Origin of the sequence: Martinezella calliandrae (genome assembly GCF_030272695.1) — a bacterium.
In the GTDB taxonomy this organism is placed as follows: Bacteria; Pseudomonadota; Alphaproteobacteria; order Rhizobiales; family Rhizobiaceae; genus Rhizobium; species Rhizobium calliandrae.
In genome coordinates this window covers 98,207-124,716 of the sequence record NZ_JARFYN010000013.1, presented here as the reverse complement: position 1 = coordinate 124,716, position 26,510 = coordinate 98,207, and the positions used below count along the sequence as shown (strand labels likewise).

General features: G+C 59.4%; 25 protein-coding genes and 2 pseudogenes. 16 read left to right on the top strand and 11 right to left on the bottom strand.

Translation table 11 applies throughout. From position 1 onward, the window contains the following. Positions 1-108 precede the first annotated feature (108 nt). The 4 genes from PY650_RS12650 to PY650_RS12635 all read left to right on the top strand — a co-directional run bounded on the left by PY650_RS12650 (position 109) and on the right by PY650_RS12635 (position 4,828). Complete coding sequence (locus PY650_RS12650) at positions 109-1,545, top strand: murein hydrolase activator EnvC family protein (RefSeq protein WP_285879634.1); 1,437 nt, start codon at positions 109-111, stop codon at positions 1,543-1,545. Beyond that, positions 1,535-2,863, top strand: a complete 1,329-nt coding sequence (locus PY650_RS12645) for a S41 family peptidase (RefSeq protein ID WP_285879606.1) — start codon at positions 1,535-1,537, stop codon at positions 2,861-2,863. The genes PY650_RS12650 and PY650_RS12645 overlap by 11 nt, the downstream gene beginning before the upstream one ends. A 221-nt stretch (positions 2,864-3,084) precedes the next feature. After that, the gene (locus tag PY650_RS12640; protein ID WP_285879605.1) at positions 3,085-4,272 is read left to right on the top strand and encodes a divergent polysaccharide deacetylase family protein; all 1,188 of its coding nucleotides are present in this window, start codon (positions 3,085-3,087) and stop codon (positions 4,270-4,272) included. 16 nt (positions 4,273-4,288) lie between these two features. Further along, positions 4,289-4,828, top strand: coding sequence for an RNA pyrophosphohydrolase (locus PY650_RS12635; protein WP_285879604.1), 540 nt, complete (start codon positions 4,289-4,291; stop codon positions 4,826-4,828). A gap of 144 nt (positions 4,829-4,972) precedes the next feature. On the opposite strand, the gene bfr is transcribed toward PY650_RS12635, so the two are convergent. The 5 genes and pseudogenes from bfr to PY650_RS12610 all read right to left on the bottom strand — a co-directional run bounded on the left by bfr (position 4,973) and on the right by PY650_RS12610 (position 11,707). Next, on the bottom strand, positions 4,973-5,458 hold the full coding sequence (gene bfr / locus PY650_RS12630) for a bacterioferritin (protein WP_285879603.1): 486 nt from the start codon (positions 5,456-5,458) through the stop codon (positions 4,973-4,975). Continuing rightward, positions 5,424-5,819, bottom strand: a pseudogene (locus tag PY650_RS12625) ((2Fe-2S)-binding protein). The gene bfr and the pseudogene PY650_RS12625 overlap by 35 nt, the downstream one beginning before the upstream one ends. Positions 5,820-5,875: 56 nt before the next feature. After that, positions 5,876-9,274: an error-prone DNA polymerase gene (locus PY650_RS12620; protein WP_285879601.1), complete on the bottom strand. Its 3,399-nt coding sequence runs from the start codon at positions 9,272-9,274 to the stop codon at positions 5,876-5,878. Next, a complete protein-coding gene (locus tag PY650_RS12615; RefSeq protein WP_285879633.1) occupies positions 9,271-10,698 on the bottom strand; it encodes a Y-family DNA polymerase in 1,428 nt (475 codons plus the stop codon). The genes PY650_RS12620 and PY650_RS12615 overlap by 4 nt, the downstream gene beginning before the upstream one ends. A 40-nt stretch (positions 10,699-10,738) precedes the next feature. Beyond that, positions 10,739-11,707, bottom strand: a complete 969-nt coding sequence (locus tag PY650_RS12610) for an ImuA family protein (RefSeq protein ID WP_285879600.1) — start codon at positions 11,705-11,707, stop codon at positions 10,739-10,741. A 163-nt stretch (positions 11,708-11,870) separates the two neighbouring features. On the opposite strand from PY650_RS12610, the gene PY650_RS12605 reads away from it, so the two are divergent. Further along, a complete protein-coding gene (locus PY650_RS12605; protein ID WP_120706134.1) occupies positions 11,871-12,308 on the top strand; it encodes a metallopeptidase family protein in 438 nt (145 codons plus the stop codon). A gap of 21 nt (positions 12,309-12,329) precedes the next feature. Here the strand turns inward: PY650_RS12605 and PY650_RS12600 are convergent, their stop codons facing one another. From PY650_RS12600 to PY650_RS12590, 3 genes are read right to left on the bottom strand one after another with little or no spacing between them, the layout of a single operon-like run. Next, positions 12,330-12,677, bottom strand: coding sequence for a hypothetical protein (locus PY650_RS12600; RefSeq protein ID WP_285879599.1), 348 nt, complete (start codon positions 12,675-12,677; stop codon positions 12,330-12,332). A 58-nt stretch (positions 12,678-12,735) separates the two neighbouring features. Further along, positions 12,736-12,942 (bottom strand): DUF1737 domain-containing protein, encoded by a 207-nt coding sequence (locus tag PY650_RS12595; RefSeq protein ID WP_285879598.1) that lies wholly within the window; start codon positions 12,940-12,942, stop codon positions 12,736-12,738. 28 nt (positions 12,943-12,970) lie between these two features. Beyond that, entirely contained in the window at positions 12,971-13,900 is a 930-nt protein-coding gene (locus PY650_RS12590) for an HpcH/HpaI aldolase/citrate lyase family protein (RefSeq protein ID WP_285879597.1), read from the bottom strand. A 125-nt stretch (positions 13,901-14,025) separates the two neighbouring features. Here PY650_RS12590 and PY650_RS12585 point away from each other — a divergent pair, with 125 nt between their 5' ends. The 3 genes from PY650_RS12585 to PY650_RS12575 all read left to right on the top strand — a co-directional run bounded on the left by PY650_RS12585 (position 14,026) and on the right by PY650_RS12575 (position 16,061). After that, positions 14,026-14,256: a hypothetical protein gene (locus PY650_RS12585; RefSeq protein ID WP_133709258.1), complete on the top strand. Its 231-nt coding sequence runs from the start codon at positions 14,026-14,028 to the stop codon at positions 14,254-14,256. A gap of 189 nt (positions 14,257-14,445) precedes the next feature. Further along, positions 14,446-15,054: a 3-isopropylmalate dehydratase small subunit gene (gene leuD / locus PY650_RS12580; protein WP_285879596.1), complete on the top strand. Its 609-nt coding sequence runs from the start codon at positions 14,446-14,448 to the stop codon at positions 15,052-15,054. Positions 15,055-15,242: 188 nt separating this feature from the next. Continuing rightward, entirely contained in the window at positions 15,243-16,061 is an 819-nt protein-coding gene (locus tag PY650_RS12575) for a sugar phosphate isomerase/epimerase family protein (RefSeq protein WP_285879595.1), read from the top strand. 127 nt (positions 16,062-16,188) lie between these two features. On the opposite strand, the pseudogene PY650_RS12570 reads toward PY650_RS12575, so the two are convergent. Next, positions 16,189-17,004, bottom strand: a pseudogene (locus tag PY650_RS12570) (IS110 family transposase); the annotation flags it as partial. Between the two features lie 176 nt (positions 17,005-17,180). On the opposite strand from PY650_RS12570, the gene leuB reads away from it, so the two are divergent. The 8 genes from leuB to PY650_RS12525 all read left to right on the top strand — a co-directional run bounded on the left by leuB (position 17,181) and on the right by PY650_RS12525 (position 24,843). Continuing rightward, the gene (leuB, locus tag PY650_RS12565) at positions 17,181-18,293 is read left to right on the top strand and encodes a 3-isopropylmalate dehydrogenase (RefSeq protein WP_285879593.1); all 1,113 of its coding nucleotides are present in this window, start codon (positions 17,181-17,183) and stop codon (positions 18,291-18,293) included. Positions 18,294-18,425: 132 nt separating this feature from the next. Continuing rightward, positions 18,426-19,247 (top strand): phosphatase PAP2 family protein, encoded by an 822-nt coding sequence (locus PY650_RS12560; protein ID WP_285879592.1) that lies wholly within the window; start codon positions 18,426-18,428, stop codon positions 19,245-19,247. A 29-nt stretch (positions 19,248-19,276) separates the two neighbouring features. Further along, entirely contained in the window at positions 19,277-20,020 is a 744-nt protein-coding gene (gene lpxE, locus PY650_RS12555; RefSeq protein WP_285879632.1) for a lipid A 1-phosphatase LpxE, read from the top strand. 319 nt (positions 20,021-20,339) lie between these two features. Next, positions 20,340-20,633: a winged helix-turn-helix domain-containing protein gene (locus PY650_RS12550; RefSeq protein WP_285879591.1), complete on the top strand. Its 294-nt coding sequence runs from the start codon at positions 20,340-20,342 to the stop codon at positions 20,631-20,633. A gap of 179 nt (positions 20,634-20,812) precedes the next feature. Next, entirely contained in the window at positions 20,813-21,562 is a 750-nt protein-coding gene (locus tag PY650_RS12545) for an SDR family NAD(P)-dependent oxidoreductase (protein ID WP_285879590.1), read from the top strand. Positions 21,563-21,871: 309 nt separating this feature from the next. Beyond that, positions 21,872-22,378, top strand: a complete 507-nt coding sequence (locus PY650_RS12540) for a Dps family protein (RefSeq protein ID WP_285879589.1) — start codon at positions 21,872-21,874, stop codon at positions 22,376-22,378. Between the two features lie 328 nt (positions 22,379-22,706). Continuing rightward, entirely contained in the window at positions 22,707-23,741 is a 1,035-nt protein-coding gene (locus tag PY650_RS12530) for an aspartate-semialdehyde dehydrogenase (protein ID WP_285879588.1), read from the top strand. Positions 23,742-24,021: 280 nt separating this feature from the next. Next, on the top strand, positions 24,022-24,843 hold the full coding sequence (locus PY650_RS12525; protein ID WP_285879587.1) for a lytic murein transglycosylase: 822 nt from the start codon (positions 24,022-24,024) through the stop codon (positions 24,841-24,843). Between the two features lie 73 nt (positions 24,844-24,916). Here PY650_RS12525 and PY650_RS12520 read toward each other — a convergent pair whose 3' ends face one another. Continuing rightward, a complete protein-coding gene (locus PY650_RS12520; protein WP_285879586.1) occupies positions 24,917-25,555 on the bottom strand; it encodes a carbonic anhydrase in 639 nt (212 codons plus the stop codon). A 73-nt stretch (positions 25,556-25,628) separates the two neighbouring features. Continuing rightward, positions 25,629-26,504 carry a pyridoxal kinase PdxY gene (pdxY, locus tag PY650_RS12515; protein WP_285879584.1) on the bottom strand — a complete coding sequence of 292 codons (876 nt, stop codon included), beginning with the start codon at positions 26,502-26,504 and terminating at the stop codon, positions 25,629-25,631. Positions 26,505-26,510: the final 6 nt, after the last annotated feature.

Here is a 26,510-nt window from a genome sequence, read left to right as displayed (position 1 = left end):
TTGATGATCCTTCCTGGATAATCGCGGCAAATCGGTTTAGTTTCACGCGATTTGAAGGGGCTGAGCCCAAACGACTGGATGAGAAAAACCCCGCCCATGCTTTCCCGCTTGCTGCTGCCATCCTTGGCGGTGTCTCTTGGCGTGGGTGTCTATGTTGAAAGTCCGCTTCAATTGCGGGACATAGCCCAGGCGCAGGAATATGGCGGCGCGTCACCCGCGCCAACACGGTCGAAGGACGATCAGCCCGCCTCCAGTCCATCGGCGCGGCGGACAGAGCAAACGCCCGACCCGGCGGCAGATCTCGCCCGGAAGCGCGATCAGACCCGAGCCGAGCTCGAGGAATTGTCAAAGACCATCAGCCTTTCCGCCGACAAGACGAAGGGACTGGAAGACGGTATCGCCTCGCTCGACAAGAGCACCGCAAGCCTCCGCCAGGCACTGATCGACAGCGCCGCCCGCCGAAGGGATATGGACCACAAGATTCAGCAGAGCGAGAAGAAGCTGACCGATCTCGCGCTCAAGGAAGACAATATCCGTAAATCGTTGCACGAACGCCGCGGGCTGCTGGCCGAAGTACTGGGCGCGCTGGAACGCATGGGCCGCAACCCGCCACCGGCGCTGCTGGTAACGCCGGACGATGCGCTTGCTTCCGTGCGCAGCGCCATCCTGCTTGGCGCCGTCGTTCCCGGCATGCGCAAGGAGACGGATAAACTCATCGCCGACCTTACCGAACTTACCAAGCTGCATGCTGCCACGGCCGCCGAAAAGGCCGATCTGACGGCCACCATGACCAACAGTCTGGAGGAGGAACGGCGCATGGATCTTTTGATCGCCGAGAACGACAAACAGACGCACGAAAACGCCTCCCAGCTGGATGCCGAGCGCAAGCGCTCCGAAGAATTGGCGGGCCAGGCGACCAGTCTCGAGGGTCTGGTCGCGTCGCTTGAAAGCCAGATCGGTTCTGTGCGCGATGCCGCTGCCGCCGCGCGGGCGGAAGAGGCTCTCCGGGAGCAGATGACCGACCAGCAGCGCGAACAGGCCAAGGCACTGGCCGAAAGCGGCGTGCCTGATAAAAACCGCATTACGCCCGCATATCCGTTCTCCGACCTTAAACGGAAATTGGAGCTGCCTGTGGCGGGTGATATTCTCCGCCAGTTTGGCGATGATGACGGAACGGGGCATACGGCGATGGGCATGACCGTCGCGACCGGCCCCGACGCGCTCGTCACCGCTCCTGCCGACGGGACGGTTGTCTACGCCGGCGCGTTTCGCAGCTACGGCCAGATGGTTATCTTGGATACGGGCGACGGCTACCACATGGTGCTGTCGGGAATGGACGCGATCAAGACGCGTCTCGGCAAATTTATGTTCGCTGGCGAGCCGCTCGCTGTGATGGGCGAAAAAAGAGTCGCGAGCGCGACTGCATTGGCGCTGGAAACGGATCGGCCAACGCTCTACATTGAATTTCGAAAAGATGGGAAGCCGGTCGATTCTCGACCTTGGTGGACCTCCAAAGACACTGGAAAGGCACGCAATGATACGTAGGGCTTCTCTTGTTCTCGTTGGCGCATTGATGGGTGCGACCGCGATGAGCGTAATCTACACGGCGGTGGTGCCGGCGGAAGCCGCGGGCGCATCCACGTACAAGGAATTGTCCATCTTCGGCGATGTCTTTGAACGTGTGCGTGCGCAATACGTCACGCCGCCCCAGGAGGACAAGCTCATCGAAGCCGCCATCAACGGCATGCTGAGCTCGCTGGATCCGCATTCGAGCTACATGAACGCCAAGGATGCCGAAGACATGCGCACCCAGACCAAGGGTGAATTTGGAGGCCTCGGCATCGAAGTGACGATGGATAACGATCTGGTCAAGGTCATCACTCCGATCGATGATACGCCCGCCGCCAAGGCCGGTGTTCTCGCCGGCGACTATATTACAGCCATCGACGGCCAGTCTGTGCGTGGCCTTAAATTGGAAGACGCCGTCGAGAAGATGCGAGGCGCCGTCAAGACGCCGATCAAGCTGACGCTGATGCGCAAGGGCGCCGACAAGCCGATTGAACTCACGATCATCCGTGACGTGATCGCCGTTGCCGCCGTCAAGTCTCGCGAAGAAGGCGGCGATGTCGGTTATCTCCGCATCATCTCCTTCACCGAAAAGACCACGCCGGACCTGGAAGCCGCGATTGCCAAGATCAAGAAGGATATCCCGGCCGACAAGCTGAAGGGCTACGTCCTCGATCTGCGCCTCAATCCGGGCGGGCTGCTCGACCAAGCGATCAACGTCGCTGACGATGTGCTGGAGCGTGGCGAAGTCGTCTCCACTCGCGGCCGCAATCCGGACGAAACCCGCCGCTTCAACGCCGGCCCGGGCGACCTGACCGATGGCAAGCCTATCATCGTGCTCATTAACGGCGGCTCGGCTTCGGCTTCGGAAATCGTCGCCGGTGCCCTGCAGGATCTGCGCCGCGCGACCGTTGTCGGCACTCAGTCCTTCGGCAAGGGCTCCGTCCAGACCATTATCCCGCTTGGCGATGGCAACGGCGCGCTGCGTCTGACAACGGCGCTTTACTACACGCCATCGGGTCGTTCGATCCAGGGTACCGGTATTGCGCCTGACATCAAAGTCGACGAGCCACTACCCGACGATCTGAAGGGCAAGCTGGTGACCGAAGGCGAATCCAGTCTGCCGGGCCACATCAAAGGCCAGAGCGAAACCGACCAGGGCTCTGGCTCGGCCGCCTATGTGCCGCCGGATCCGAAAGACGATGTTCAGCTGAACTACGCGCTTGACCTGTTGCGCGGCGTAAAGAAGGACCCTTCCTTCCCGCCGAACCCGGACAAGGCGGTTTCCGCCAAGTAAGAAATAGCGCCGGGCTGGAAACAGACCCGGCGCTTTCATATCCGGAGCGAGATGACATCTCATCTCGCTCTAACTATTTGAATAGGTATGATCTTATTCGATATCATTTTGGATCATGCTTGATTTTTTTGTACCTGGAGCGTCCTCTCCGCTTTGATGGCTGCGCATGAAGGCGGAATGCTCTGGGGCAGACGGCTTCCCGCTTGGGGTGGATACGGACTTTGGGAACGGATTTGCATGCACCGCTGGGCCAAAACCGCGGCCCTGGCCGCGAACGGCGGCGTCCGCCCATTGGGCGCATCCTTGCTGGCTTCTGCCTGATCGCGATCGCCAGTTTTTCCCTCTATTCGGCGCTGCTGCGCGACAATCTTCAGAAAACTCCGCCGATCGAGACAGCCCAAAAGGGTCTGCCACCGCCAGCAACGGCAGCCGAAAAACCTGCTGCGAGCAACCAAACGGGCCTGACGCAGGTCGACCCGCAATCTGGTGCCGATACGCATCGCATTGTCACCAGCGACGGTTCAGTCGTGACGATGTTCAGTCCGAACTCGCGCGACGGCAGCGGCCCGGTACTGATCAACGCCAATCGGGTCGGCCAGGATCCGCGCATAGCTGCAATACCGAACGACAGCCTGCTGGAGGACTCGCCCTTCGGCAAACTGCCAATCACGGCGCCGAGCGGGCTAAGACCAATGGACCAATATGCACGGCCCTGGTCCGGCGCCCGCGGCACGCGCGTTGCCATCGTTGTCAGCGGTCTCGGCCTCAGCCAGACCGGCACTCAGCGGGCTATCGCGAAGCTGCCCGAGGAGATCACGCTCGCCTTTGCCGCCACCGGCAACAGCCTGCAGCGCTGGGTGCAGGAGGCACGGCGCGGCGGTCATGAAATCTTGCTCCAGGTGCCTTTCGAGCCTTTCGATTATCCCGGAAACGATCCCGGGCCGGATACGCTTTTGACTTCCCAGCCCGAAGCCAAGAACATCGAAGACCTGCACAAGGCCATGGGCGAGATCACCAACTATACCGGCGTGATGAACTATCTCGGCGGACGGTTCCTTTCGAATGCCGATGCCATGGAACCTGTTATGCGCGATATCGGCAAGCGCGGCTTGCTGTTCCTCGATGACGGCTCCTCGGCGCAGTCCAAATCCGGCACCATCGCCAAGGCCTTGGAAGTGCCGCATGCTTTTGCCGACGTGCAGCTTGACGGAGAATTGGCGCAGGACGCCATTCTGAAGAAACTTGACGAGCTGGAGCGCATCGCGCACCGCAATGGTTCGGCGATCGGCGTCGCGGCCGCTTTTGACGAAAGCGTTGATGCAATCAGCAAATGGAGCGAGGAAGCAGCCATGCGCGGTATCGAGATCGTTGCCGTCTCGGCCCTAGCCGACGACCCCAAACATCCCTGATCGTTAGAGGATAACCATGAGCAAGAGCCATCGACCAGTCAGAGCTGAAGACCTGCCCTATCGCCCCTGCGTCGGCGTTATGGTGCTCAACCGCGAAGGGCTGGTCTGGGCCGGCAAACGTATTCCGGATGGTAATTCCGAATATGACGGCTCGCCGCAGCTTTGGCAGATGCCGCAGGGCGGCATCGACGAAGGCGAAGACCCGCTGGAGGCGGCCCATCGGGAGCTCTACGAAGAGACAGGCATGAGGTCCGTGACGCTGCTCGCCCAAGCGAAGGACTGGATCAATTACGATCTGCCGCCACAGTTGATCGGCATCGGCCTCAAGGGAAAATACCGTGGCCAGACCCAGCGCTGGTTTGCCTTCCGCTTCGACGGCGCCGAAAGCGAAATCGCCATCAACCCGCCGCCGGGCGGCCACGAGCCGGAATTCGACGCCTGGGAATGGAAGCCGATGGCAGAGCTGCCCGGCTTGATCGTCGCCTTCAAACGGTCGGTGTACGACCAGGTTGTCGCTGAATTCCAGCACCTAGCCGGTTTGAAGGCGGAAGACTGAGCAAAGGCCAGTCGCTGAAAAGCGGCCGGGATCGATAGAGCGGTCCAGATTTCACGGAATCTGAACCGCTCTATCCTTTAATTTTTATCCCAATTTCGGACGGAAAACCGGCCGCGCACTTTTCCTGAAATTGCGCTGGGCGAATTATTCGGCGGAGTCGGCTGAATCAGCGTTGAGCTGGCCGTATTTGGCCTCGCCGATCTTACCGAGCAGGTCGATTTGGGTTTCCAGGAAGTCGATATGGCCTTCCTCGTCCGCTAGCAGCTCCTCGAACAGCTTCATGGAGACATAGTCTCCGGCGTCGTGACAGATGTCGCGTGATTTCTTGTAGGCGGTGCGGGCGTCGTATTCGCCGGCGAGATCGGCTTCCAGGACTTCCTTGACATTCTGGCCGATGCGCAGCGGCGCGAGCGTCTGCAGGTTCGGATGTCCCTCGAGGAAGATTATGCGAGCGACGAGACGATCAGCGTGATGCATCTCTTCGATGGATTCCGCACGCTCCCTCTTGGCAAGCTTGGTGTAGCCCCAATCTTCCAGAAGCCGGTAGTGGACCCAATATTGGTTGACGGCACCGAGTTCGAGAAACAGCGCCTCGTTAAGCCGCTCGATGACCTTTTTGTCGCCTTTCAATGTCCGCTCTCCCGTTTTCTTCGTGGAATTTTTTCAAGCGGGACATGAAATCAAATATTTCCGCCTCCGTCGAGTGGCGGCGGGCATGATAGTCCTCGGTCGTTTTAATTATGATGTCGACGACATTCGGAAAACAGCCGCAGCAACGGCCGCGCTTTGACATGGCGTGATAGACTTTGGCGGGGACGATGAGCTGCCAACAATCCTGATCGAGGAGCTCGATGATGGCCTCCCGGATTTCTTTGTCGGTGATGTAATTGCAACTGCAAACCAGCATTCTTCATTCAGCCCGTCAAACATGACATCTGCTGTCTTGTTTGTGCGAAAGAAGATGTTCTTTGTCAAGAAAGAATCGATTCATTTTTCACCGCGACAGGCGGGGCAGGGTCACTTCAGTGTGAGACGTACCCCGGCGCATCAATGGAAGTTACGGCCGCGCGGCATGACACTTGCCGTTTCGGCAATATCTCTGGGGCCATCTGCCGCCACCTCTGCGGTCTGCTCCCTCGCCGACCGGCTTGCCTCAGTGAGCCACTTCTTTTGCCGGTGATCCATGGTTGGACGCAGGGCCTCGTCTGCCCGATCATTGACACCGAAGCGCCTGGCTTCGCGTTGCAGGATCCCCAACGCCGGAGTCATGTCCTCGATATAATCGACCACCACATGAATGACACCGCTTTCACTCTGCAGACGGCCGCGAATCTTGACCAGCCGGGCGCCCATGACGATGGCGCGGTACTTGTCGAACGTTTTTGGCCAGACGATCGCATTGGAGATGCCGGTCTCGTCCTCCAGCGTCATGAAGATGAGGCCCTTCGCCGATCCCGGTCGCTGTCGCACCAGCACCAGTCCGGCGATCGTCACCATCCGTCCATTAGGAACATCGTGCAAATCCCGGTTCTGCATGATGCCCATACGCGCGAAATCGGCTCGCAGGAAGGAAGCAGGATGCGCCTTCAACGACAACGACAGATAGCGATAATCCTCGATCACCTGCTCGCCGGGCAGCATTTCAGGCAGCGAAACAGTGGGCTCCACCAGCAGGTCGGTGTGGTCGGCAAGATCGAAGAGGGGAAGTTTTTCAGCGGCACTGCCGGCATCGAGCGCCCGCACGGCCCATAACGCCTCCCGACGGCTCAAGCCCATGGAGCCGAACGCATCCGCATCCGCCAGGCGCTCGATCTGCGCCTTGGCGAGGCCGGAGCGCAGCCAGAGATCGCGCACGGACCTGTAACCATCCCCACGGCGCTCGACGAGCTGATCTATCTCCTTATCCGACAGGCCTTTGACCTGCCGAAAACCGAGACGGACGGCGCATTGCGTCTTGATGAGCTCGCGCATCGATGCATGACGCGGCTCGACTGAGTCCTGATTGAACCGTGCTTTCTCCAGCAGACAATCCCAGCCGGAATGATTGACATCCACCGGCCGCACCTCGACGCCATGCTCACGCGCATCGCGCACGAGCTGTGCCGGCGCATAGAAGCCCATGGGCTGGGCATTCAGGATCGCCGCGCAGAAGACATCGGGATAATAGGCCTTAAGCCAGGAAGAGGCGTAAACGAGCAAGGCAAAGGAAGCCGCATGGCTTTCGGGAAAGCCATATTCGCCGAAGCCCTTGATCTGCTCGAAACAGTTCTTGGCGAATTCACGGTCATATCCTCTCGCAGCCATGCCTTCGACCATCTTTTTCTCGAAAGTGTGGATGGTCCCGGTTCGCTTGAATGTCGCCATCGCCCGGCGCAACTTGTCAGCCTCCGCAGGCGTAAATCCCGCTGCCGTAATGGCGATCTGCATGGCCTGCTCTTGAAAAAGGGGGACACCCAGTGTTCGTTTCAAGACCTCCTTCAACTCTGGGCTCGGATAGTCGAGCACCTTTCCCGCTTGATCGGCCTCCCGTCGCTTGAGATAGGGATGCACCATATTGCCCTGGATCGGACCGGGCCGGACGATCGCTACTTCGATGACCAGATCGTAGAACTTACGGGGCTTGAGGCGCGGCAACATGCTCATCTGCGCCCGACTTTCGATCTGGAAGACGCCGATCGTGTCGGCCCGGCAGATCATGTCATAAACCGGCTTGCCATCGGGATAATCGGCATAACCAAGATCGGCGAGCTGCTTCTTCACGTCATAATGCAGCTGAAGCAGGTCGAAAGCCTTGGCAAGGCAGGTCAGCATGCCCAGTGCCAGAACATCGATCTTCAGGATATTCAGACTATCGAGATCGTCCTTGTTCCATTCGATCATGTAGCGATCGTCCATCGCCGTGTGCATGATCGGCACGACTTCATCCAGCCTGTCCCTGGTGATGACGAAGCCGCCGACATGCTGGGTCAGGTGACGCGGAAAACCCATCAGCGCCGTGGCATAGGAGAGAACGCGCTGCGTCGTCCGATCTCCGAGATCGAGGCCGGCAACCTTCGCCTCACGTTCGGACAGTCCCTCCGTCGACCAGCCCCAGACGCCGCTGGCCAAGGCCGACTGCACATCCTCCGACAGGCCGAAGGCCTTGGCCACCTCGCGCCCGGCCGAGCGCGCTCGGTAGCTGGTGACTGCCGCCGTCAGTCCGGCATGCTCCTTGTCATAATGCTTGTAGATAAACTTTATGACGTCTTCGCGCTTTTCATGCTCGAAATCGACGTCGATGTCCGGCGGCTCTTCCCGCTCCGTCGAGATAAAGCGCTCAAACAAGAGCGTCGTGATCTCCGGATTGACCTCGGTAATTCCAAGGCAATAGCAGACGGTGGAATTAGCGGCGGAACCACGCCCCTGGCACAGGATATTCTCACTGCGGGCATATTCCATGATGCGATACACTGTCAGGAAATAAGGCTCATATTGCCTCTGCTTGATTAGATCGAGTTCGTAGTCGATCTGTTTGGCGACCTTGTCGGGTGTGCCTTCGGGATAGCGCCATTTTGCACCCGCCCGCGTCAGCCGTTCCAGCGTTTCCGACACGGTCTCGCCGTCTACACTCTCATCGGGATAATTGTGCTTCAGCTCATCCAATGAGAAAGACAGCCGGCTAAAAAACTTTTGTGTATTGGAGATGGCTTTCGGATAGTCCTTGAAAAGGCGCATCATTTCTGCCCCGCCCTTCAGACAGCGTTCGGCATTGGCCGCCAGCTTGAAACCGGCCTCGGCGATCGGGATATGTTCACGGATCGAAACGACGATATCGGCAAGCGGTTTGCGCTCGCTTGCGTGATAGACTGGCTGATTGGTGGCGATCAACCGTACCCCGTTTCTGAGCGCGAGGATGGAAAGCGTCGCGAAGAACAAATGATCCCGCCCGTCATAGGCGGGTGATAGCGCCATATGGAGCTTCCTGCCGAAGCGCATCCATAGCCGCGCCAGGCATTGTTCTAATTTTACCTGACCCTTCGGCGTCTCCACGCTTGCCGCATCGGGGACGAGCGCCAGCATCATCTCGTCGCCCCATTCCAGGAGATCGGCCTCGTGAAGCTCGCATTTCCCTTTCTCGGCACGCAGATTGCCGGCGCTCAACAGCCGGCAGAGATGCGCCCAGCCCTGGCGGTTCTGCGGATAGGCAAGAATGTCGGGCGTATCGTCCGAAAAGACCAGGCGGGCTCCTGGCTGGAAGCGATAGCCATGCTGCTTGGCAATGACATGCGCCCTGACCACGCCGGCAACGCTGTTGCGATCAGCGATACCAAGACCAGTGAGCCCGGCGATCTTGGCAGCCGGAACCATTTCCTCCGGATGCGAAGCACCCTCGAGAAAGGAGAAATTCGACCGTGCTCCAATCTCGAAAAAGGGAGGATTCGCGGAAAAGGACGGATGGGTGTTCATGCGAAGACCCCGTGCATGTACCAGCTCGGCGCGGCATCCTGGCCATAGAGACCCTTGCGAAACAGCCAATAACGATGCCCGGCCTCGTCCTCGATGCGGAAATAGTCGCGGGCCGGAGTTTCCTCCTTGTCGATCCACCATTCCGCCGCAAGCCGCTCCGGCCCTTCGGCCCGGAGGACCTGATGCGTGATCCGCCGCCAGCGGAACTGCCGGGGCGGGCCGTCAGGCACTTCGGTAGCAAAGGTTTCGATCGGCTCGGGCATGCGAAACAGCCGGAGAGGCCGTTCACCACGGGAGAAGTCGTGACCGGCATATTCGCTCCCCGTCCGCCTGCGGGCAGCAAGGATGTCCTCCACGGCAGGCATCGATCGAACGGCCCGTTCGGGAATATGGCTTTCCTGCAGCTCGAAGCCCTGCAGGCAATCCGGCCCCAGTCGCGCCGCGACCCGGTCGGCAAAGGCGGCAAGCGAGGTGCCCTGCTGGTCTTCCTCGACGAAATCGCCCTGCGCCGCGTCGAAAGGCGCATGTTGCAGGACATTGAGGCGGACAATCTCGAAACCATATCCCGCATCGAGATCATCATGAACAGCACTAAAGCGCTCCGTAAACAGACTAGCGATCCGTTTCGGTTCCCGCAGCGGCTGCGACGCTCCGGCTGCGATGCGGAACACCGCGCCATCGATCCGGAACAACAAAAGCTCGAACAAGCGGCCGCCGACGCTTCGTCCTTCCAACCCCGATTTCAGTGTTTCGGCAAGCTGGTGGGCCAGTTGCAGGATATCGGCCTCCGCCTGCACCGGTTCAGCAAGCCGCCGCTCGACTGACAACTGCGCGACTGGCCGGCGCGGCGAGATCGGCTCCTCGTTCAGGCCGACAGCCTGATCGAGTCGCAAAAGCAGTTGAGCGCCGAAACGGCGGGTCAGCGGCGCCCGCGGCGCGGCCAGGAGATCGCCCACCTGCTTCAGTCCCAGCTTCTGCAATGCGGCGACGGTTTCCTCGCCAAGCCTGAGCGAAGCGACCGGCAGCGGCGCCAGCGCCTCTTCCATGGCCTCGGGAGGAATGACGCGGCTCTCATCGAAACGGGCAACCGCCCAAGACAGGCCCGGCGCGGAGGAGATGGCGCCGCGGACATCGAGCCCAAGACGGGAAATCCGGATCAGGATATCTTCGAGCAGCGCCTCTTCGCCGCCAAAGAGATGGGCGCAGCCGGTAATATCGAGAAAGAGCCCGTCCTTGCCGTCGATTGCCACCAGCGGCGTATAGCGATCGCACCAATCGGCGATCGCCTCCAGCAGCTTGCGGTCCGCACCCGGATCTTCTTCCACGACGTCAAGGTCGGGACAGATCGCCTTTGCCTCGGCAACACCCTGGCTGAGCTTCAAGCCGATCGTCTCGGCCCTTTCATTGAGCGCGGTAAGCCGTATGGCATTGTTCAGCTTGCCGGTACAGGCAAGTGGCGGCGCTTCAAGCCGGCCTGCCGAACGCCACGACAGACCCCATCGCTTGCGGGCGATCCGGTCGGTCGGCAGATGCGGAAAGGTCAGCGCCAGAATGCGCTGCGTATTCGCCGGGAAAGGCGGGGCGTTGAGCGTCGAGGACAGGGGCAAACTGGCGGTCATGGGCATTCCACTCCAGGGTTATGGAAAAGGGCGCCGGGTTACGGCTTTTTTCCAGGGTGAGACGAAAGGCCGGATGACCGATGCTGCCGCCAAGCAGCGATCCATCTGGCAGGGGCCGCGCCAGGGCCGGCGCGGGTTCGACGAGCAGGCGGAAGAGGGCGCTGCTCGCCTCCTCCTCACCCGCTTGACGCAATAGAAACAAAGGCCGCCCCGCCGCCTTGGCCCGAAGCGCAAGTCGGCGGCTCTCAGTCAGCCCGAAGCGAGCCGGATTGCCGCGCACCTCCAGAATGACGACCGCAAAAGCTGCACTGGCGAGCGCCACCTCCGCCAGCCATAGCGCCTCTTCCAGCTTACGCGGCAATGCCTGCAGAAAGCCGGCCGGCTCCAATCCGAAATCCCGGAGCCCGATCGCATAGGGCAGGCCCGCCTCCATCGCCGCGACCGTATCGCCGATCCATAAAACCGGGGATACGGTTGCGCTTTTGCCGGCAGCTTGCCCCCCAGCCTGCACAGCAAGAGCTCTAAGCCGTGCAGCGAGGGCGAGAGTGAATCCGCTGGCCGCTCCGGCGTCACGTAAGGCCAGCGATCGGATCTCCGTCAGCCCATTGAGCGGCACGCCGCCTTGCATCGCCTCGTCGAGATCGGCGACCCCAGTCGCAAGCGACTGGACATCATCCGCCGGATCGGCTCCCGGCTCCGCCGCCAGCACCTCATGCGCCACGGCTGCCAGCGCCGGTATCGGCCTGCCTTCCAGTCGAGCGATGGTTTCACGCAGGGCAAAAAGCGTATCCCGCGCCACGGCGGCCTCAGCCATGACGTTAGCTCCAGATCCAATATGTTCCTGTTATGTTCTTATGGATTCCAGAGGTCCAAGGAAGAGTCAACACCATTTTATGAGAAAATATTCCTCTGTCTGATTCCACTCTCGAAAAACCGAAACAAAGGCTCTATATGACCAGCTAAGAAAGGGAGCATTTATGGCCCGCATTGACCAGAGCGAGGATTGGCGGGACCGCCACGCGCCCTCAATCAGCACATTTGAATCGCTGGCAATGGAGGCTTACGGCCACCTGCCGGACGAATTTCGCTCGCTGACCGGCGATCTCATCATTCTCATCGAAGATTTTCCTGACGACGAGGTGTTCGAGGACATGGCGCTGGAAACGCCCTTCGACCTGCTCGGCCTGTTCGAAGGCCGTGGCATATCGGAACGTTTCACCGCGCAGACCGGGGAGATGCCGAACAAGATCCGCCTCTATCGCCGGCCGATCATCGATTATTGGGCTGAAAACGAAGAAACCCTCGGGGACATCATCACCCATGTCCTGATCCACGAGATCGGCCATCATTTCGGCCTGAGCGACGAGGACATGGAGCGCATCGAGGCGAGCGCGGAAGAAGCGACGGATCGGTGAAGCATTCGCTCACACACTTGATCAGTCTTTGCGAACCGGCATAGTGACCGTTGCGTGCCAAATGTCTTTAAGACAAGTGGAATTGTAGTCAACAACATCCGTCAAAGTTATAAATATCTCTTTAAGAATATTTCTGTCAATTCTATAGGCTTCCACGCTTATATCTTCTGCATCAACATGAACGACGCCAAACGCATTCACAATAGGATTGAGATATTTCGAGAATCTCTTGTCGAGGAAAGCAAGAGGGATAGGTTCGCAAACGTAAGAAATCAATTCCTCACTGTTGAACACCATTCCCCAGTATTCGATCACGTCTTCCCAATCCCTGTGGCCATCTGGCAATGACTCCAATAGCGTTGAGAACAAAACCTTGTTCCATCTGCCCTTTAACTTAAGCGCATCTCGAAACGCATCCGTTATAGGCTTACTGCTCAGAAAGCTTCATTTCCGGATCGTAATCTTTGCCTTCGACTTCCTTGACCACCGCCTGGCCGCACTGCATCAGGCCGGTCGCGGCATTGAAGGCATAGGTCGGCGAGCCCGAGAGTTCCCAGCCCTTGTTCAGCGCAGCGGTTACCTTGTGGCAAAAGGAGGAATCGTCCGGTCCGCTGAGGAAGCGATAGAGTTTCATCAAATCGTCTTTCGTAACCCATTAGCCCTCATCCTGAGCCTGTCGAAGGACGATGGCGATCTGAAATCAAGCGAGCTTTATGGACCAGTCTTTCCGCCTGGACAAGATGCAGCCGCTCGACCATGCGCCCGCCCAGGTTCACCACGTTGAGGCCGCTCGCCGCCGGATCGGCGAAAGCGGCGATAATGGCTTTCGCCTCGGCAAGAGCGGCCTCGTTCGGGCCGAAATGCCGGTTGGCGATGTCGATCTGGCTCGGATGGATCAGCATCTTGCCGGCAAAGCCCATAGCGTGGCCCTCGGCACATTCGGCGTCCAGGGCCTGGAAATCCTTGAAATCGTTGAAGACGCTGTCGACGGCGTCGAGCCCATAGGCGCTGACGGCCAGCACCACCTGCATCAGCCAGGGCACGAGGTACGCGCGGCCCGGCTGCGGCAGCACGCCAGTCTCCTTGCGCAAATCATTGAGACCGACGACGAAGCAATCAAGGCGGCTCCCAGGCGTGCGGCCGGCCTCGGCTATTGCCGCGGCGTTTAAGATGCTGCGCGGCGTCTCGATCATCGCCCAGATCCGCAGGTCCTCCCGCGCATCCGCCTCAGCAAGCCTGTCGCTGACAACAGTCACATCCTGCGGCTCGTCGATCTTGGGCAGAAGAACCGCATCCGGTTCGAGCGCCAGCACCAGCTCCAGATCATGCGCGCCAAAACCGGATGACAAACTATTGATGCGGATGATCCACTCTTTGCCGGCCCGACCGGGAGGCGGCTGAGCGGCGAAAAAACTCCGCAGATTCTCCCGCGCTTCCGCCTTCTTCTCCGGCGCCACGGAATCCTCGAGATCGCAGATGACCGCATCGCAATCCAGGCTGGCTATCTTCTCAAGAGCACGGCGATTGATCGCGGGAACACTCAGCACCGAGCGGCGCAGGCGGACGGAACGGGGAGAGACGGCGCGGGTCATGATAGAGTTTTGCCGCGCTTTCAGCCATCAGGCAAGATAACAACGTATAAGACAACAAAAAGCCATGCTCCTCTTGCAGAGGGAGGGAGACAGGACCACATTGCTATGTGTAGAGAGGTCTCACCATGCAGAATATCCGTTCCTTGTTTATCGCGCTTGCCGGCATCACCGTGTTTGCAGCCCTGGCGCTGTTTACCGTTTCGCTCACGCTTGCCGTTGGCGGCATTCTCACCGTGCTTATGGTGGGCCGCGCGATTTCGTTGCGGATGAAGCCTGCTCCGGTCCGTGCCAAGGCTAATGGTCAGCGCGAAATGCGCGTCTGGAATGATGGCCGCGGCACGATCATCGACCTCTAAGACAAGATCAGGGCAGGGCGGCTCCTCGCTGTTTTCCAATGCGCTCAGCCGCGCGCGATTGCTGAGTTGCGGAACTGCGGCTGAACCGCCCATTTCGGAGCATTTCCAAGATTGCCCTTCATTTTTCCAGGGATTTGCTCTATTGGCAGGTTAATTCGTGCATAGACGAAAATTGAAGGCAGGACCCCCATGGACAAGTTCGTGAAGTTGACCGGTGTCGCAGCACCCCTCCCGGTCGTCAATGTCGACACCGACATGATCATCCCGAAGGATTATCTGAAGACCATCAAGCGCACCGGTCTTGGCACGGGTTTGTTCGCTGAAGCCCGCTACAATGAAGACGGCTCGCCGAACCCGGATTTCGTCCTCAACAAGCCGGCCTATCAGAACGCCAAGATCCTCGTCGCCGGCGACAATTTCGGCTGCGGTTCCTCGCGCGAACATGCCCCATGGGCACTGCTCGACTTCGGCATCCGCTGCGTCATTTCGACAAGCTTCGCCGACATCTTCTACAACAATTGCTTCAAGAACGGCATTCTGCCGATCAAGGTCAGCCAGGAAGACCTCGACAAGTTGATGGATGACGCCTCGCGCGGCTCCAACGCCATACTGACGGTCGATCTGGAAAACCTCGAAATAACCGGCCCGGACGGCGGCACCCTCAAGTTCGAGCTCGACGAATTCAAGCGCCATTGCCTGTTGAACGGCCTCGACGATATCGGTCTGACACTGGAAAAGGCCAAGTCGATCGACAGCTTCGAAAAGTCGAACGCCGCATCCCGTCCCTGGGCTGCCTGATCGATTTTCATCATCGCATCTGCGTTTCCAAGCCGGGCTTCATCGCCCGGCTTTTTGTTTCCGTCGCATAAGGTCATGACTTTGGTCGGTCTGTAATATCTCCGACAAGAAGCGGGTTCATATAGCCTCTGCGGAAGCCCAAGCGGCTTTTCCTGCCCCTCTTCTTCCCCTCCCGAACGGAGCATTCCATGACCTCTCTTCCTATTGTTGGCGCCGCCATGACGCTCGCCGACGTCGAAATCCACCGCGACTGGCTGCTCGCAAAGCCGCGCGATCTGGAACTGCAGAGCTTCGTCGAAGCCGACATCCTGAACGGCGACTGGGCGCCGCTCGCCGAGCGCGCCAGGAAATTGCTCGACGGCCATCAGGGGCGTCTCGGCATCCACGGACCGTTCTGGGGCTTCATCATCGCCTCGCAGGATCCGGATATTCGCGCGGTCGTTTCGAAGCGCCTGATGCAGGCCCTCGACGTCTGCGCCAATATCGGCGCCACGCAGATGGTCATTCATAGCCCGTATACGTCCTGGTCCTACAACAACTTCGACAACAACAAGGGCGAACGCGAAAAGATCATTGAATACACGCACTTGACGCTCAAGGAAGCCGTCAAGCGCGCGGAAGATATCGGCCTGACCATGGTCATCGAAAACATCGAAGACAAGGATCCGCATATCCGCGTCAGTCTCGCCGACAGCTTCAATTCGCCGGCCGTCGCCGTTTCGATCGACACCGGCCATGCCCAGTACGCTCACGGCTACACTGGCGCACCACCGGTCGACTACTACGTCCATGCCGCCGGCAATCGCCTGCAGCACATCCATCTGCAGGATGCCGATGGTTACGCCGACCGTCATTGGAGCCTCGGCGAAGGCAACATCCACTGGCGCGCCGTCTTCGCCGCCCTTGCCAAGCTCGACAGCAATCCGCGCCTGATCATTGAGATCAAGGACAAGTCCAAGATCCCGGAATCGGCCGCCTACCTCGCTTCGCTGTGCCTGGCTGAGTAAGCGGAAACCCGCCCTCGTGGTTCGCGACGGCCCTTCGGGCCCTCACCATAAGGGCTAGCTTAGCGACTAGCTCGCAACTCACCCCGCCCTCATCTGAGCCCGTCGAAGGACCGGAGGCCACCCTCGTCCTTCGAGGCTCTGCCCACTGGGTAGTGTTGAGGATGGTTGCGAGCTTTCGCATGGCGGCGACGATGGCGACCTTTGGCGGTTTGCCGACATCGCACAGCCTTGTGTAGAAGGTCGTGGTTGTCGTTGAGCAACGAATGGCCGACAGGGCTGCCATGTAGAGCGCACGGCGCAAGGCGGATCGTCCGCCGCCGATGTGTCGCTGGCCGCGCATGGCACCACTGTCGTGGGCCATGGGCGCGACGCCGATCAGAGCGGCCAGTTTCTTGTCGTCGATGCTGCCAAGTTCCGGAAGTTCGGCGATCAGAATGGCGGCTGTGGTCTCGCCGATGCCGGGAACGGAGAGCAGGAGGTTGCGCCGTCCTGCCATATCGGGTTCAGCCTCGATGGCCGTGTCGATGCGGATGAGATGCGCCTTGAAGGAGGCAAGCAGCTCGTAAATGAAAGCGGCGATATCCGCAGATGCATGTTCGAGGCGGTTCTTCTCGGCAACGGGCACGTCGATGAGTTGACGACGGCGTGCCACCAGCGCGGCCAAGGCAATGCGGCCGTCGTCGATATGGTGGATTTGTGCCGGCCGCATCGCCTTGGCGAAGTGCAGAATGACCTCGGCATCGACCTGATCGGTCTTGGCCAATCGGCCGCCGGCTCTGGCAAAGTCGCGGACCTGGCGGGGATTGACGACGGCAACCGCAATGCCGGCCGCCATCAACGTGCGCGCCTTCCGCATCTCGCAGCCGCCGGTTGCTTCGACGACGACCAGGCTAGCTACTGCAATTGCGAGCTTATCGCAGCCTGCCGCATCATTGCTCCATCGCGTCGTCGACACGCTCAGCCTTCACCCTGAGTTGGCCCACAGGGCCCTGAAGGGCGAGGGCGGGTGGTTGCTTTCAAAAGCCCGAAAACCGTACCGCTTCACCGCCTTCCTCGCTTGAAAAGCCGCATTTGCAGGTCTAAAAACCCCGCAACTTTTTCTTTTGCGGAGGCTTTTCCATGACAGTGCGCAATCTCTTCCTCCTGCCGGGCGACGGCATCGGCCCCGAGGCCATGGGCGAAGTCCGCAAGATCATCGCCTATATGAACAAGGCGAAGAATGCCGGCTTCGTCACGGATGAGGGCCTCGTAGGCGGCTGCGCCTATGATGCACATGGCGCCGCCATTTCCGAAGAAGACATGGGCAAGGCGCTGGCGGCCGACGCCGTGCTCTTCGGCGCCGTCGGCGGCCCCAAGTGGGACAGCGTACCCTATGAAGTGCGCCCGGAAGCCGGCCTGCTGCGTCTACGCAAGGATCTCCAGCTGTTCGCCAACCTGCGCCCGGCCATCTGCTATCCGGCGCTAGCATCGGCCTCCTCGCTGAAGCCGGAGCTGGTCGACGGCCTCGATATCCTCATCATCCGCGAGCTCACCGGCGGCGTCTACTTCGGCGAGCCGAAGGAGATCATCGACCTCGGCAACGGCCAGAAGCGCGGCATCGACACGCAGGTTTACGACACCTACGAAATCGAGCGCATTGCCGGCGTCGCCTTCGAACTGGCGCGCACCCGCAACAATCGCGTCTGCTCGATGGAAAAGCGCAACGTCATGAAGTCGGGCGTGCTTTGGAACCAGGTGGTTACCGCGACGCATAAAGAAAAATATGCCGACGTGCAGCTCGAGCATATGCTCGCCGATGCCGGCGGCATGCAGCTCGTGCGCCAGCCGAAGCAATTCGACGTCATTGTCACCGACAACCTCTTCGGCGACATGCTCTCCGACGTTGCCGCCATGCTGACAGGCTCGCTCGGCATGCTGCCATCCGCCTCGCTCGGCGCTCCAGATGCCAAGACCGGCAAGCGCAAGGCGCTCTATGAGCCCGTGCATGGCTCAGCGCCTGATATCGCCGGCAAGGGCATCGCCAACCCAATCGCCATGATCGCCTCTTTCGCCATGTGCCTGCGCTACTCCTTCGGCCTCGTCGCCGACGCCGATGCACTGGAAAAGGCGATCGCCAACGTCCTCGACAGCGGCATCCGCACCGGCGACATCATGTCCGCTGGCAGCCGTCAGGTCGGCACCGTCGAAATGGGCGACGCCATCCTCGCCGAATTCAAGGCTCTGTCGGCATAAGCAGTGCCTGATTTTTCACGTGAAACATTCAAGGCCCTCGCTCGGTAAGAAAGAGCGAGGGCTTTTTTGTTGAACTGAACACGGCAGACTCCTATTTCCCCTCGCATGAACACGGAAACGACATCGCCGCCGGTGAGTTCAATCCGGCGGCAATTGCGACCCTGGCAAAGACTGGCGCGGCGTTATCACGTTCGCCGCCACCATCATAGCCGCCTCCCTTGGCTCGGCTATACGCTGACGGCTATCAACATCGTCATTCTCGCATTCTTCGTCTTCGACATTCCGCTTGGGCAAGCTGCGAAGAACCTCTCGCCCCGATTGATCGCTGTCGCAGGCGCCGTCACCGATATCGGCAGGCTGGTCTCGATTCTCTCCGCAATCGCCGTCGTGTTTGCTGTCGTCCTTTTCGTCGCCCGACGACGCTCGCCGACGCACAGGCGTTACCGCACCGCCTATCTCATCCAGATGGTTGCCTATGTCGGTCTGTCGGCTCTTTCCACCAGCATTATCGTGAATTTCCTGAAATACGCGATCGGTCGTGCACGACCCCCGCTTTATGATCAATACGGCATTCTCGGTTTCCAGCCCTTTCGCGGCGACTTTCTCTTCGAGAGCTTTCCTTCCGCGCATTCGGCCAATGTGGGTTCGCTCTTTGCCGCTCTGGCCTTGCTTTTCCCGCGATTCCGGCTGCTGTTTGTCAGCATCGGCCTTTGGCTCGGCGCCTCGCGCATCATCATCGGCGTCCATTATCCCAGCGATGTCGCCGCTGGTCTCGCGCTCGGCGCCTGGATCGCCTTCGCCGTCGCGATCCTCTTTTGCCGGTTCGGCCTGGTCTTTTCGACCGGACAGGATGGTTGGCCGCGCCCGCGGCTGAACCATCGGCTTCGCTGGTCCAGCGACCGTCACAAATCCTTTAAAAAACTGTGGCAGGAGCCTGCTACGCGTAATCATTGATTGATGAAAATGGCGGCGAGGCGGTGGATATGCAGGCGATCTTGACGTCTCTCGACAGGCGGTGGCGGCGAAACAAGAGCGGTTTTGCACCTTCGCATTGGAAGGTCTGCCTGTTCCTGACCGCCAATGTCGTCTTGCTCGCGGCCCTGCTGTTCGACTGGCCGGTCGGCGCAAACATCAAGAACATCGCTCCGCCCATTCATTTCTTCGGCAAGCTGCTCACCAATTTCGGCGAATCCGGCTGGATCATCCTGCTTAGCGCCTTCCTGTTCTTCGAAGGCTGGGCCGGTAGCCGTCTATTGCAGTCGCCGCGCAGTCGTTGCCAGGCTCTGCGCATCTGTCAGATCGGCGGCTATCTACTGACGACTATTACGCTTTCGGGCATCATCGCCAATCTCCTAAAACGCGCCATCGGCCGCGCACGTCCGACCCATTTTGTGGATTGGGGTCCTTTCGGCTTCTCGCCCTTTAATGGCCATGCCAGCTTCGAAAGCTTCCCATCCGGCCACGCGACGACCATCGGTGCCTTCTTCGTCGCACTCGCCTTCCTCTTTCCGCGTTACCGCTATATCTTCGCCGCCTGTGCCCTCTGGCTCGCCGCGACACGCGTGATGATCGGTGCGCATTATCCGAGCGATGTGATCGCCGGCCTCGCGCTCGGCGGCTGGTTTTCCTTCATGATGGCGATCATCTATTCCCGCTACGGCCTGCTCTTTCGCATCGACGAGACAGGCTGGCCGGTGCCGAGATTGCCTTTGCTGAAGAGCAAGTAGGGATCGTTTCCCGTATCCGCCCCCCGTCCTTCGAGGCTTCACCCTTCGGGTTTCGCTTCTTAGGGTGAGGGCTTTCCTTGAGCTGACCTCGATCGTCGCTCCGCCTCATGGTGAGGTGCTTTGATGCCAAAGCGTCAACGAAAGCGGCAAAGCCTCGAACCACGAGGGTCGGCCTCATAGTTCACGAAAAATCATTCGCGGATTTTCTATGGCCTCGTCGCCACAAAACCCTGAACGATTGCCAACCATGTCCGGCATTCATATATCTGGAACGGCGAATTTGCGGGAAATCCATCCCGTTTGCGATGTGGCGGCGACAATGACCGATGCAGGGCATACACGACTGAGCGAAAGGCAGATAGGATTGATTGCCCGCGCGCTCGCTGAGCCACGTCGTGTGCAGATACTGAAAGAGATCGGCGGTACCGACGATCCGATGCCGTGCAGCGTGTTGGCGCAATGCCATACGGTCAGCGCCGCCACGATTTCCCATCACCTTAAGGAACTCGAGAACGCCGGTCTTATCGAGATCCTACGGGACGGCAAGTTTGCAAGCCTGGTGCTTCGGCGCGATATTCTGAACGCCTACATGGCGGAACTCGGTACTATCTGACAATCATTTTCCATTTTTCCCGACATTTTCCTTTCGCACCGCTCCCCTCCTCTTGTATCAATTAGATGATTATCTAAATATCGAACTGACGGGATGAAGGCCGCCAAGTCCGGGCCTGGTCTGCGCCAATAATTCGATCTTTGTCTAACTATCTAACGATCATCTCGACAGGAGATAACATGAGTAAGCTGGCAGGTAAGGTCGCGGTCGTGACCGGAGCATCGAAAGGCATCGGCGCGGGCATCGCCAAGGCACTGGGCGAAGCCGGTGCCGCTGTCGTGGTCAATTATGCCTCGAGCCGCGAAGGCGCCGACAAGGTCGTGGCCGAGATCATCGCCAAGGGCGGCAAGGCGATCGCGGCTCATGCCGACGTTTCAAAAACCGCCGATGTGAAGCGCCTTTTCGCTGAAACCAAGGAAGCTTTCGGCGGCGTCGACATCCTCGTAAACAACGCCGGCGTCTATCAATTTCAGGCGCTGGAAGAGATCACCGAAGAGGAATTCCATCGTGAATTCAACATAAATGTTCTCGGCACGTTGCTGACGACCCAGGAAGCGGTCAAACATTTTGGCCCCGAGGGCGGCAACGTCATCAACATCGCCTCGACCGCTGTCACCATGAACCTGCCGACCTCGGCGGTCTATACCGCGACCAAGGCGGCCGTGACCTCGATTACCCAGATCCTCGCCAAGGAGCTCGGTCCGCGCAACATCCGCGTCAACACCATCTCGCCCGGTGGCGTCGAGACTGAAGGCCTCATTGCGGCGGGCGTTGCCGGCAGCGATTTCGAAAAGCATATGGTCTCGCAGACGCCGCTCGGCCGTCTCGGGCAGCCTGGAGATATCGCCCCGATCGCCGTCTTCCTCGCCTCGAAGGACTCCGGCTGGCTGACGGGCGAAACCCTCTATGCCGGCGGCGGCCTAAAGTAACCCCTATAGCTGGGAGCCGCTCCCCTCCTGGCAAGGGGAGCGGCATTATTCAGTACGTCATGGCTCCAGCCCGATTGATCGCATCCGGCAACAATTGCCAAACCGTCTCCGTCTTCCTACTATCCTTTCGTTCGGGTTTTTCCGCAGATCCCCGCAGTCTATTTTGCTGCGAAACGACCATCTTGACCGTGAAAACTTTCAAGACAGATCCTGTCTGCAATGCGATCCCACACGAGGGCGCACGCCAATAGTTCCTGAGAAATCCTCTGAAAGATCGCTGTTGCGAGCAACGAAACGGAGCACGTCACCATGAACACCGCCAACACCAGATCAAAACTGCACACTCATACCAACCTCAGCGAAGAAGCGACGCGTGATATTTCCGCAGCGCTGAGTGCGCTGCTGGCCGATGTCTTTGCCCTTTATCTCAAGACCAAGAATTTTCACTGGCATATGAGCGGGCCGCATTTTCGCGATTATCACCTGTTGCTGGATGAGCAGGGCGAGCAGATCTTCGATATGACCGATCCTATTGCCGAACGCGCCAGAAAGATCGGCGGCAACACGCTGCGTTCGATCGGTCATATCGCCAAGCTGCAGCGCATTCCCGACAACGATGCCGAATATGTCGACGCTCAGGACATGCTTGCCGAACTGGCCGACGACAATCTCAAGCTTGCAGCCGAAATTCGCGCCACCCACGACGTCTGCGATGAATATGGCGATCTCGCCACCGCCAGCCTGCTTGAAAACTGGCTGGACGAGACGGAACGCCGCACGTGGTTCCTGTTCGAATCCACGCGTACCAATCGTTAAAAGTTCGCCCTGATTTCCGCGTTCCCACGGAGGTGGGGACGCAAAATCCTTGACTCCTGTGGAAAACCTCTTAGAACCGGCGACGGAAAAGGAAGGCCTCCATGCTTCGCTTCGAACAGATCGATAGCTTCAGTCACCTGGCGGAAATCGCCGGATGGGAGTTCTGTTTTCCGGTTTCTTCCAAAACCAAGGCCAAAACGACGACGAAAACCGTCTGACGTCTCTGGCCTGCCGCTCTCTCCCCGGCCCGGCCGGGGACAGGAACCGGTCGCCATGACCGCGGTTCCCCCCTCGCCCAAGAGGAGAGAAGAGAAAGAGAGCTTGTGAAATGGGTTTCAAAGTTGCAGTTGCGGGCGCGACCGGAAATGTTGGCCGCGAAATGCTCAACATCCTGTCCGAACGCGGTTTTCCGGCTGACGAGGTCGTAGCGCTGGCATCGGCCCGCTCGCAGGGCACCGAGGTTTCCTTCGGGGACCGGACGCTGAAGGTCTCGAACCTGGAAAATTACGATTTCTCCGACACCGATATCTGCCTGATGTCGGCCGGCGGCGATGTCTCCAAGAAGTTCTCGCCGAAGATCGGCGCCCAGGGCTGCGTTGTCATCGATAACTCCTCGGCCTGGCGCTATGACGCCGACGTGCCGCTGATCGTTCCGGAAGTCAACCCGGACGCTGTCACCCAGTTCACCAAGCGCAACATCATCGCCAACCCCAATTGCTCGACCGCGCAGCTCGTAGTGGCCCTGAAGCCGCTGCATGACTTCGCCAAGATCAAGCGCGTTGTCGTCTCCACTTATCAATCCGTATCTGGCGCAGGCAAAGACGGCATGGACGAGCTCTTCAATCAGACCCGCGCCGTCTTCGTCGCCGATCCGATCGAGTCGAAGAAGTTCACCAAGCGTATCGCCTTCAACGTTATCCCGCACATCGACGCCTTCATGGAAGACGGCTACACCAAGGAAGAATGGAAGGTGCTCGCCGAAACCAAGAAGATGCTCGATCCGAAGATCAAGGTCACCTGCACCGCCGTGCGCGTGCCAGTCTTCATCGGCCATTCGGAATCGGTCAATATCGAGTTCGAAAACGAAATCACCGCTGACCAGGCCCGCGATATTCTGCGCGAGGCGCCGGGCTGCCTTGTCATCGATAAGCGTGAAAACGGCGGCTACATCACGCCCTACGAGTCCGCCGGCGAGGACGCTACCTACATCTCCCGCATTCGCGAGGACGCGACAGTCGAAAACGGTCTCAACATCTGGGTCGTTTCCGACAATCTGCGCAAGGGCGCTGCACTAAATGCCATCCAGATCGCCGAACTCTTGATTAACCGCGGTCTGGTCAAGCCTCGCAGGCAGGCCGCATAAACCGTTTATAAACCATTTACGGTTTTTCAACCTTTGCTGGCTAAGCAGGAATCAATGAAAAGCCTCGCCATTTCGGAACGAAAGGCGGGGCTTTTGCAAAGTTACCAATGTTTCACGTGAAGCGAAAATATTGATCGCTAAAACGTGATAATGACAGAATCGCCGGATACTGGCATGGTCCGGTGACAACAAGACCGCGCATAAGCCCAGAAGATGCAAGGCTAATGCGCCATTGAAAACAGTTACCGCGCCTCGCGCGGTAAGAATTCGGGGACTCTGAATGCGCATGACAAAGTCTGGAATGGCAGCTCTCGTGGCAGGCGGGTTGCTGTTGGTAACGCCCTTTGCGGCGAATGCAGCAGCTTGCGGCAACTCCTCTGCCGGTTTTGAGAATTGGGTACAGCAATTCAAACAGGAAGCGCAGGCCCAGGGCGTCAGCGCCTCCGTCCTCGATCGAGCCTTTGCCAACGTTCACTACAATCAACCAACCATCCGCGCCGATCGCGGTCAGAAGAGCTTCAAGCTTTCCTTTGACGAGTTCATGAAGAAGCGCGGCGGCCAGCAGATCATCAGCCGCGGCAGGAAAATGAAACAGGCCGACGCCGCATTGTTCCAAAAAATCGAGAAGCGCTTCGGCGTGCCCGCCGGCCCGATCATCGCCATTTGGGGCATGGAAACCGGTTTCGGTGGCTTCATGGGCGACCAGCATACGCTCTCAGCCGTGTCGACTCTTGCCTATGACTGCCGCCGCACCGACTTCTTCACCGATCAGCTCTATGCCGCCCTCAAGCTCGTCGGCGAAGGTTATCTCAGCCCGTCCGCCCGCGGCGCGGCCCATGGTGAAATCGGCCAGACGCAGTTCATGCCGAAGAACGTCGTCAATTACGGCGTCGACGGCGATGGCGACGGCAAGGTCGATCTGGTCGGCTCCCGTGCCGACGCGCTGGCCTCGACTGCAAACTTCCTGAGGGGCCATGGCTGGCAGCCGGGTCTCGGCTATCAGCCCGGCGAACCGAATTTCGCAGCGATCGGCGGCTGGAACGATGCAGTGGTCTACCAGCAGGCAATCGCCTATATCGGCAAGCAGATCGACGGCCAGTAATCCGGCGAAACAACAACAAAAGGCGCTTCGACCAAATAGTGCGGAGCGCCTTTTTCGTTTGTCTATTCTAATCTCAAATTTCCGGCCGGATGAAATCGCGTGTCTTCGGGTCCATCACCCACAGCTCGCCGGTCGAGATATCGAACCATGCCCCGTGCAGGTTCAATTTCCCTTCCTCTTCCAGCGCCTGGATATCGGGGAAGCTGCGCAGATTATTGAGAGAATTGCGGATGGATATGCGCTCCAGCGCCGTCTGACGCTCGCCCGGCGTCATGACGTCATTGCTCTGGATTTGCTCGGCGGCCGGCTTTACGAGAGCCATCCACCGGCCGATGAAATCGCCCGGCGACAGCGGCTCGGCATTCGGGTCCAACGCCGCACGAATGCCGCCGCAGCGACCATGCCCCATGACAACGATATCCGAGACCTTCAGGGACTGTACCGCGAATTCCAGAGCTGCAGACGTCGAGTGAAAATGGCCATCCGGCTCATACGGCGGCACCATGTTGGCAACGTTGCGGATGACGAAAAGCTCTCCAGGACCAGCATCGAAAATGGTCTCCGGTGCCGCGCGGCTGTCGGAACAGGCAATCACCAGGGTCGCTGGCTGCTGGCCTTCCTCCGCCAGGCTGCGATAGCGTTCGCGCTCGTCGACATAACGCCCGCTCATGAAGTTGCGATAGCCGTTCAGAAGGGAGGTAGGGAAGCTCATGACATTGAATTACAGTGCAGCACGGCCGATGGCAACTATTGCACCGCAAAAACCTCCCTGGGATACTGGATAGCTACTTTTTCCGTCGTTGCGCGGGGTGCAGCAGGTGCCGCATCTGCACCATCGCCATCGGCGTCGCCAGGCTGGATGCGTCTGCTGCGAGCGTCAGCTCGTCGCTGCCACGTTTGACTGCCCGCGCCAACACTTCGTAGACGCTGGCCGTGGTCAATTGCAGCGCCCGCTCTTCATCCATGCCAGAAAGAAGCCGCGACAGAAACAAGGCCGAGAGCAGGTCGCCGAGCCCGTTCGGCGCATTGTCGATGCTGCGATGTTCGGCCAACAGCGCGTTGCGGCCGCTGAGATAGAGATTGCCGATGCCGCCGGTCATCATTGGCACGGCCGACGTCACCAGCATGCGCGATGGTCCGAGCGCCAAGGCGGCGTCCATGACGGCATTGTTATCCTCAAGCGGCGCACCGGCGAGCCAGGCAAGCTCGTAGCGGTTGGGCGTAGCCAGTGAAGCCAGCGGAATGAGGTGATCGCGGATTGCCTCCGCGGTTGCCTCAGATACGTAGAGCCCGCCTGCATCGCCGATCACCGGATCGCAGGCATAGAAGAGATCGGGGTTCTTTTCCCGCAGAGCCATCACCAGTCGGGCGACGGAGCGAGCCTGCGCGGCATTGCCGAAGTAACCCGACAGCACAGCCTTCACCTCCGACAGCCAGGGTGCGGCGATAAGATCGTCGATCGCGTGGTCGAAATCCGCCTCGTTGAAGGTCAGCCGCGTCGAACGGCCATGACCGGGATGCCAAGGCAAAACGACGGTCGGCAGCGCCCAAACCGGATGCCCCAAGGTTTCCAGCGCGAAGACGGCGGCGCGATTGCCGACGGAACCTCTGACAACATGGCTGGAGATGACGATAACGGCGCCTGCCGCAGAATCCGACATGATATT

What these genes read in the sequence shown, in the direction of transcription:
- PY650_RS12645 (WP_285879606.1), top strand. Translation starts at nt 1,535, where the DNA reads ATGATACGTAGGGCTTCTCTTGTTCTCGTTGGCGCATTGATGGGTGCG.
- PY650_RS12635 (WP_285879604.1), top strand. Translation starts at nt 4,289, where the DNA reads ATGAGCAAGAGCCATCGACCAGTCAGAGCTGAAGACCTGCCCTATCGC.
- PY650_RS12620 (WP_285879601.1), bottom strand. Translation starts at nt 9,274, where the DNA reads ATGAACACCCATCCGTCCTTTTCCGCGAATCCTCCCTTTTTCGAGATT.
- PY650_RS12610 (WP_285879600.1), bottom strand. Translation starts at nt 11,707, where the DNA reads ATGGCTGAGGCCGCCGTGGCGCGGGATACGCTTTTTGCCCTGCGTGAA.
- PY650_RS12605 (WP_120706134.1), top strand. Translation starts at nt 11,871, where the DNA reads ATGGCCCGCATTGACCAGAGCGAGGATTGGCGGGACCGCCACGCGCCC.
- PY650_RS12595 (WP_285879598.1), bottom strand. Translation starts at nt 12,942, where the DNA reads ATGAAACTCTATCGCTTCCTCAGCGGACCGGACGATTCCTCCTTTTGC.
- PY650_RS12590 (WP_285879597.1), bottom strand. Translation starts at nt 13,900, where the DNA reads ATGACCCGCGCCGTCTCTCCCCGTTCCGTCCGCCTGCGCCGCTCGGTG.
- PY650_RS12585 (WP_133709258.1), top strand. Translation starts at nt 14,026, where the DNA reads ATGCAGAATATCCGTTCCTTGTTTATCGCGCTTGCCGGCATCACCGTG.
- leuD (WP_285879596.1), top strand. Translation starts at nt 14,446, where the DNA reads ATGGACAAGTTCGTGAAGTTGACCGGTGTCGCAGCACCCCTCCCGGTC.
- PY650_RS12575 (WP_285879595.1), top strand. Translation starts at nt 15,243, where the DNA reads ATGACCTCTCTTCCTATTGTTGGCGCCGCCATGACGCTCGCCGACGTC.
- leuB (WP_285879593.1), top strand. Translation starts at nt 17,181, where the DNA reads ATGACAGTGCGCAATCTCTTCCTCCTGCCGGGCGACGGCATCGGCCCC.
- lpxE (WP_285879632.1), top strand. Translation starts at nt 19,277, where the DNA reads ATGCAGGCGATCTTGACGTCTCTCGACAGGCGGTGGCGGCGAAACAAG.
- PY650_RS12550 (WP_285879591.1), top strand. Translation starts at nt 20,340, where the DNA reads ATGACCGATGCAGGGCATACACGACTGAGCGAAAGGCAGATAGGATTG.
- PY650_RS12545 (WP_285879590.1), top strand. Translation starts at nt 20,813, where the DNA reads ATGAGTAAGCTGGCAGGTAAGGTCGCGGTCGTGACCGGAGCATCGAAA.
- PY650_RS12540 (WP_285879589.1), top strand. Translation starts at nt 21,872, where the DNA reads ATGAACACCGCCAACACCAGATCAAAACTGCACACTCATACCAACCTC.
- PY650_RS12530 (WP_285879588.1), top strand. Translation starts at nt 22,707, where the DNA reads ATGGGTTTCAAAGTTGCAGTTGCGGGCGCGACCGGAAATGTTGGCCGC.
- PY650_RS12525 (WP_285879587.1), top strand. Translation starts at nt 24,022, where the DNA reads ATGCGCATGACAAAGTCTGGAATGGCAGCTCTCGTGGCAGGCGGGTTG.
- PY650_RS12520 (WP_285879586.1), bottom strand. Translation starts at nt 25,555, where the DNA reads ATGAGCTTCCCTACCTCCCTTCTGAACGGCTATCGCAACTTCATGAGC.
- pdxY (WP_285879584.1), bottom strand. Translation starts at nt 26,504, where the DNA reads ATGTCGGATTCTGCGGCAGGCGCCGTTATCGTCATCTCCAGCCATGTT.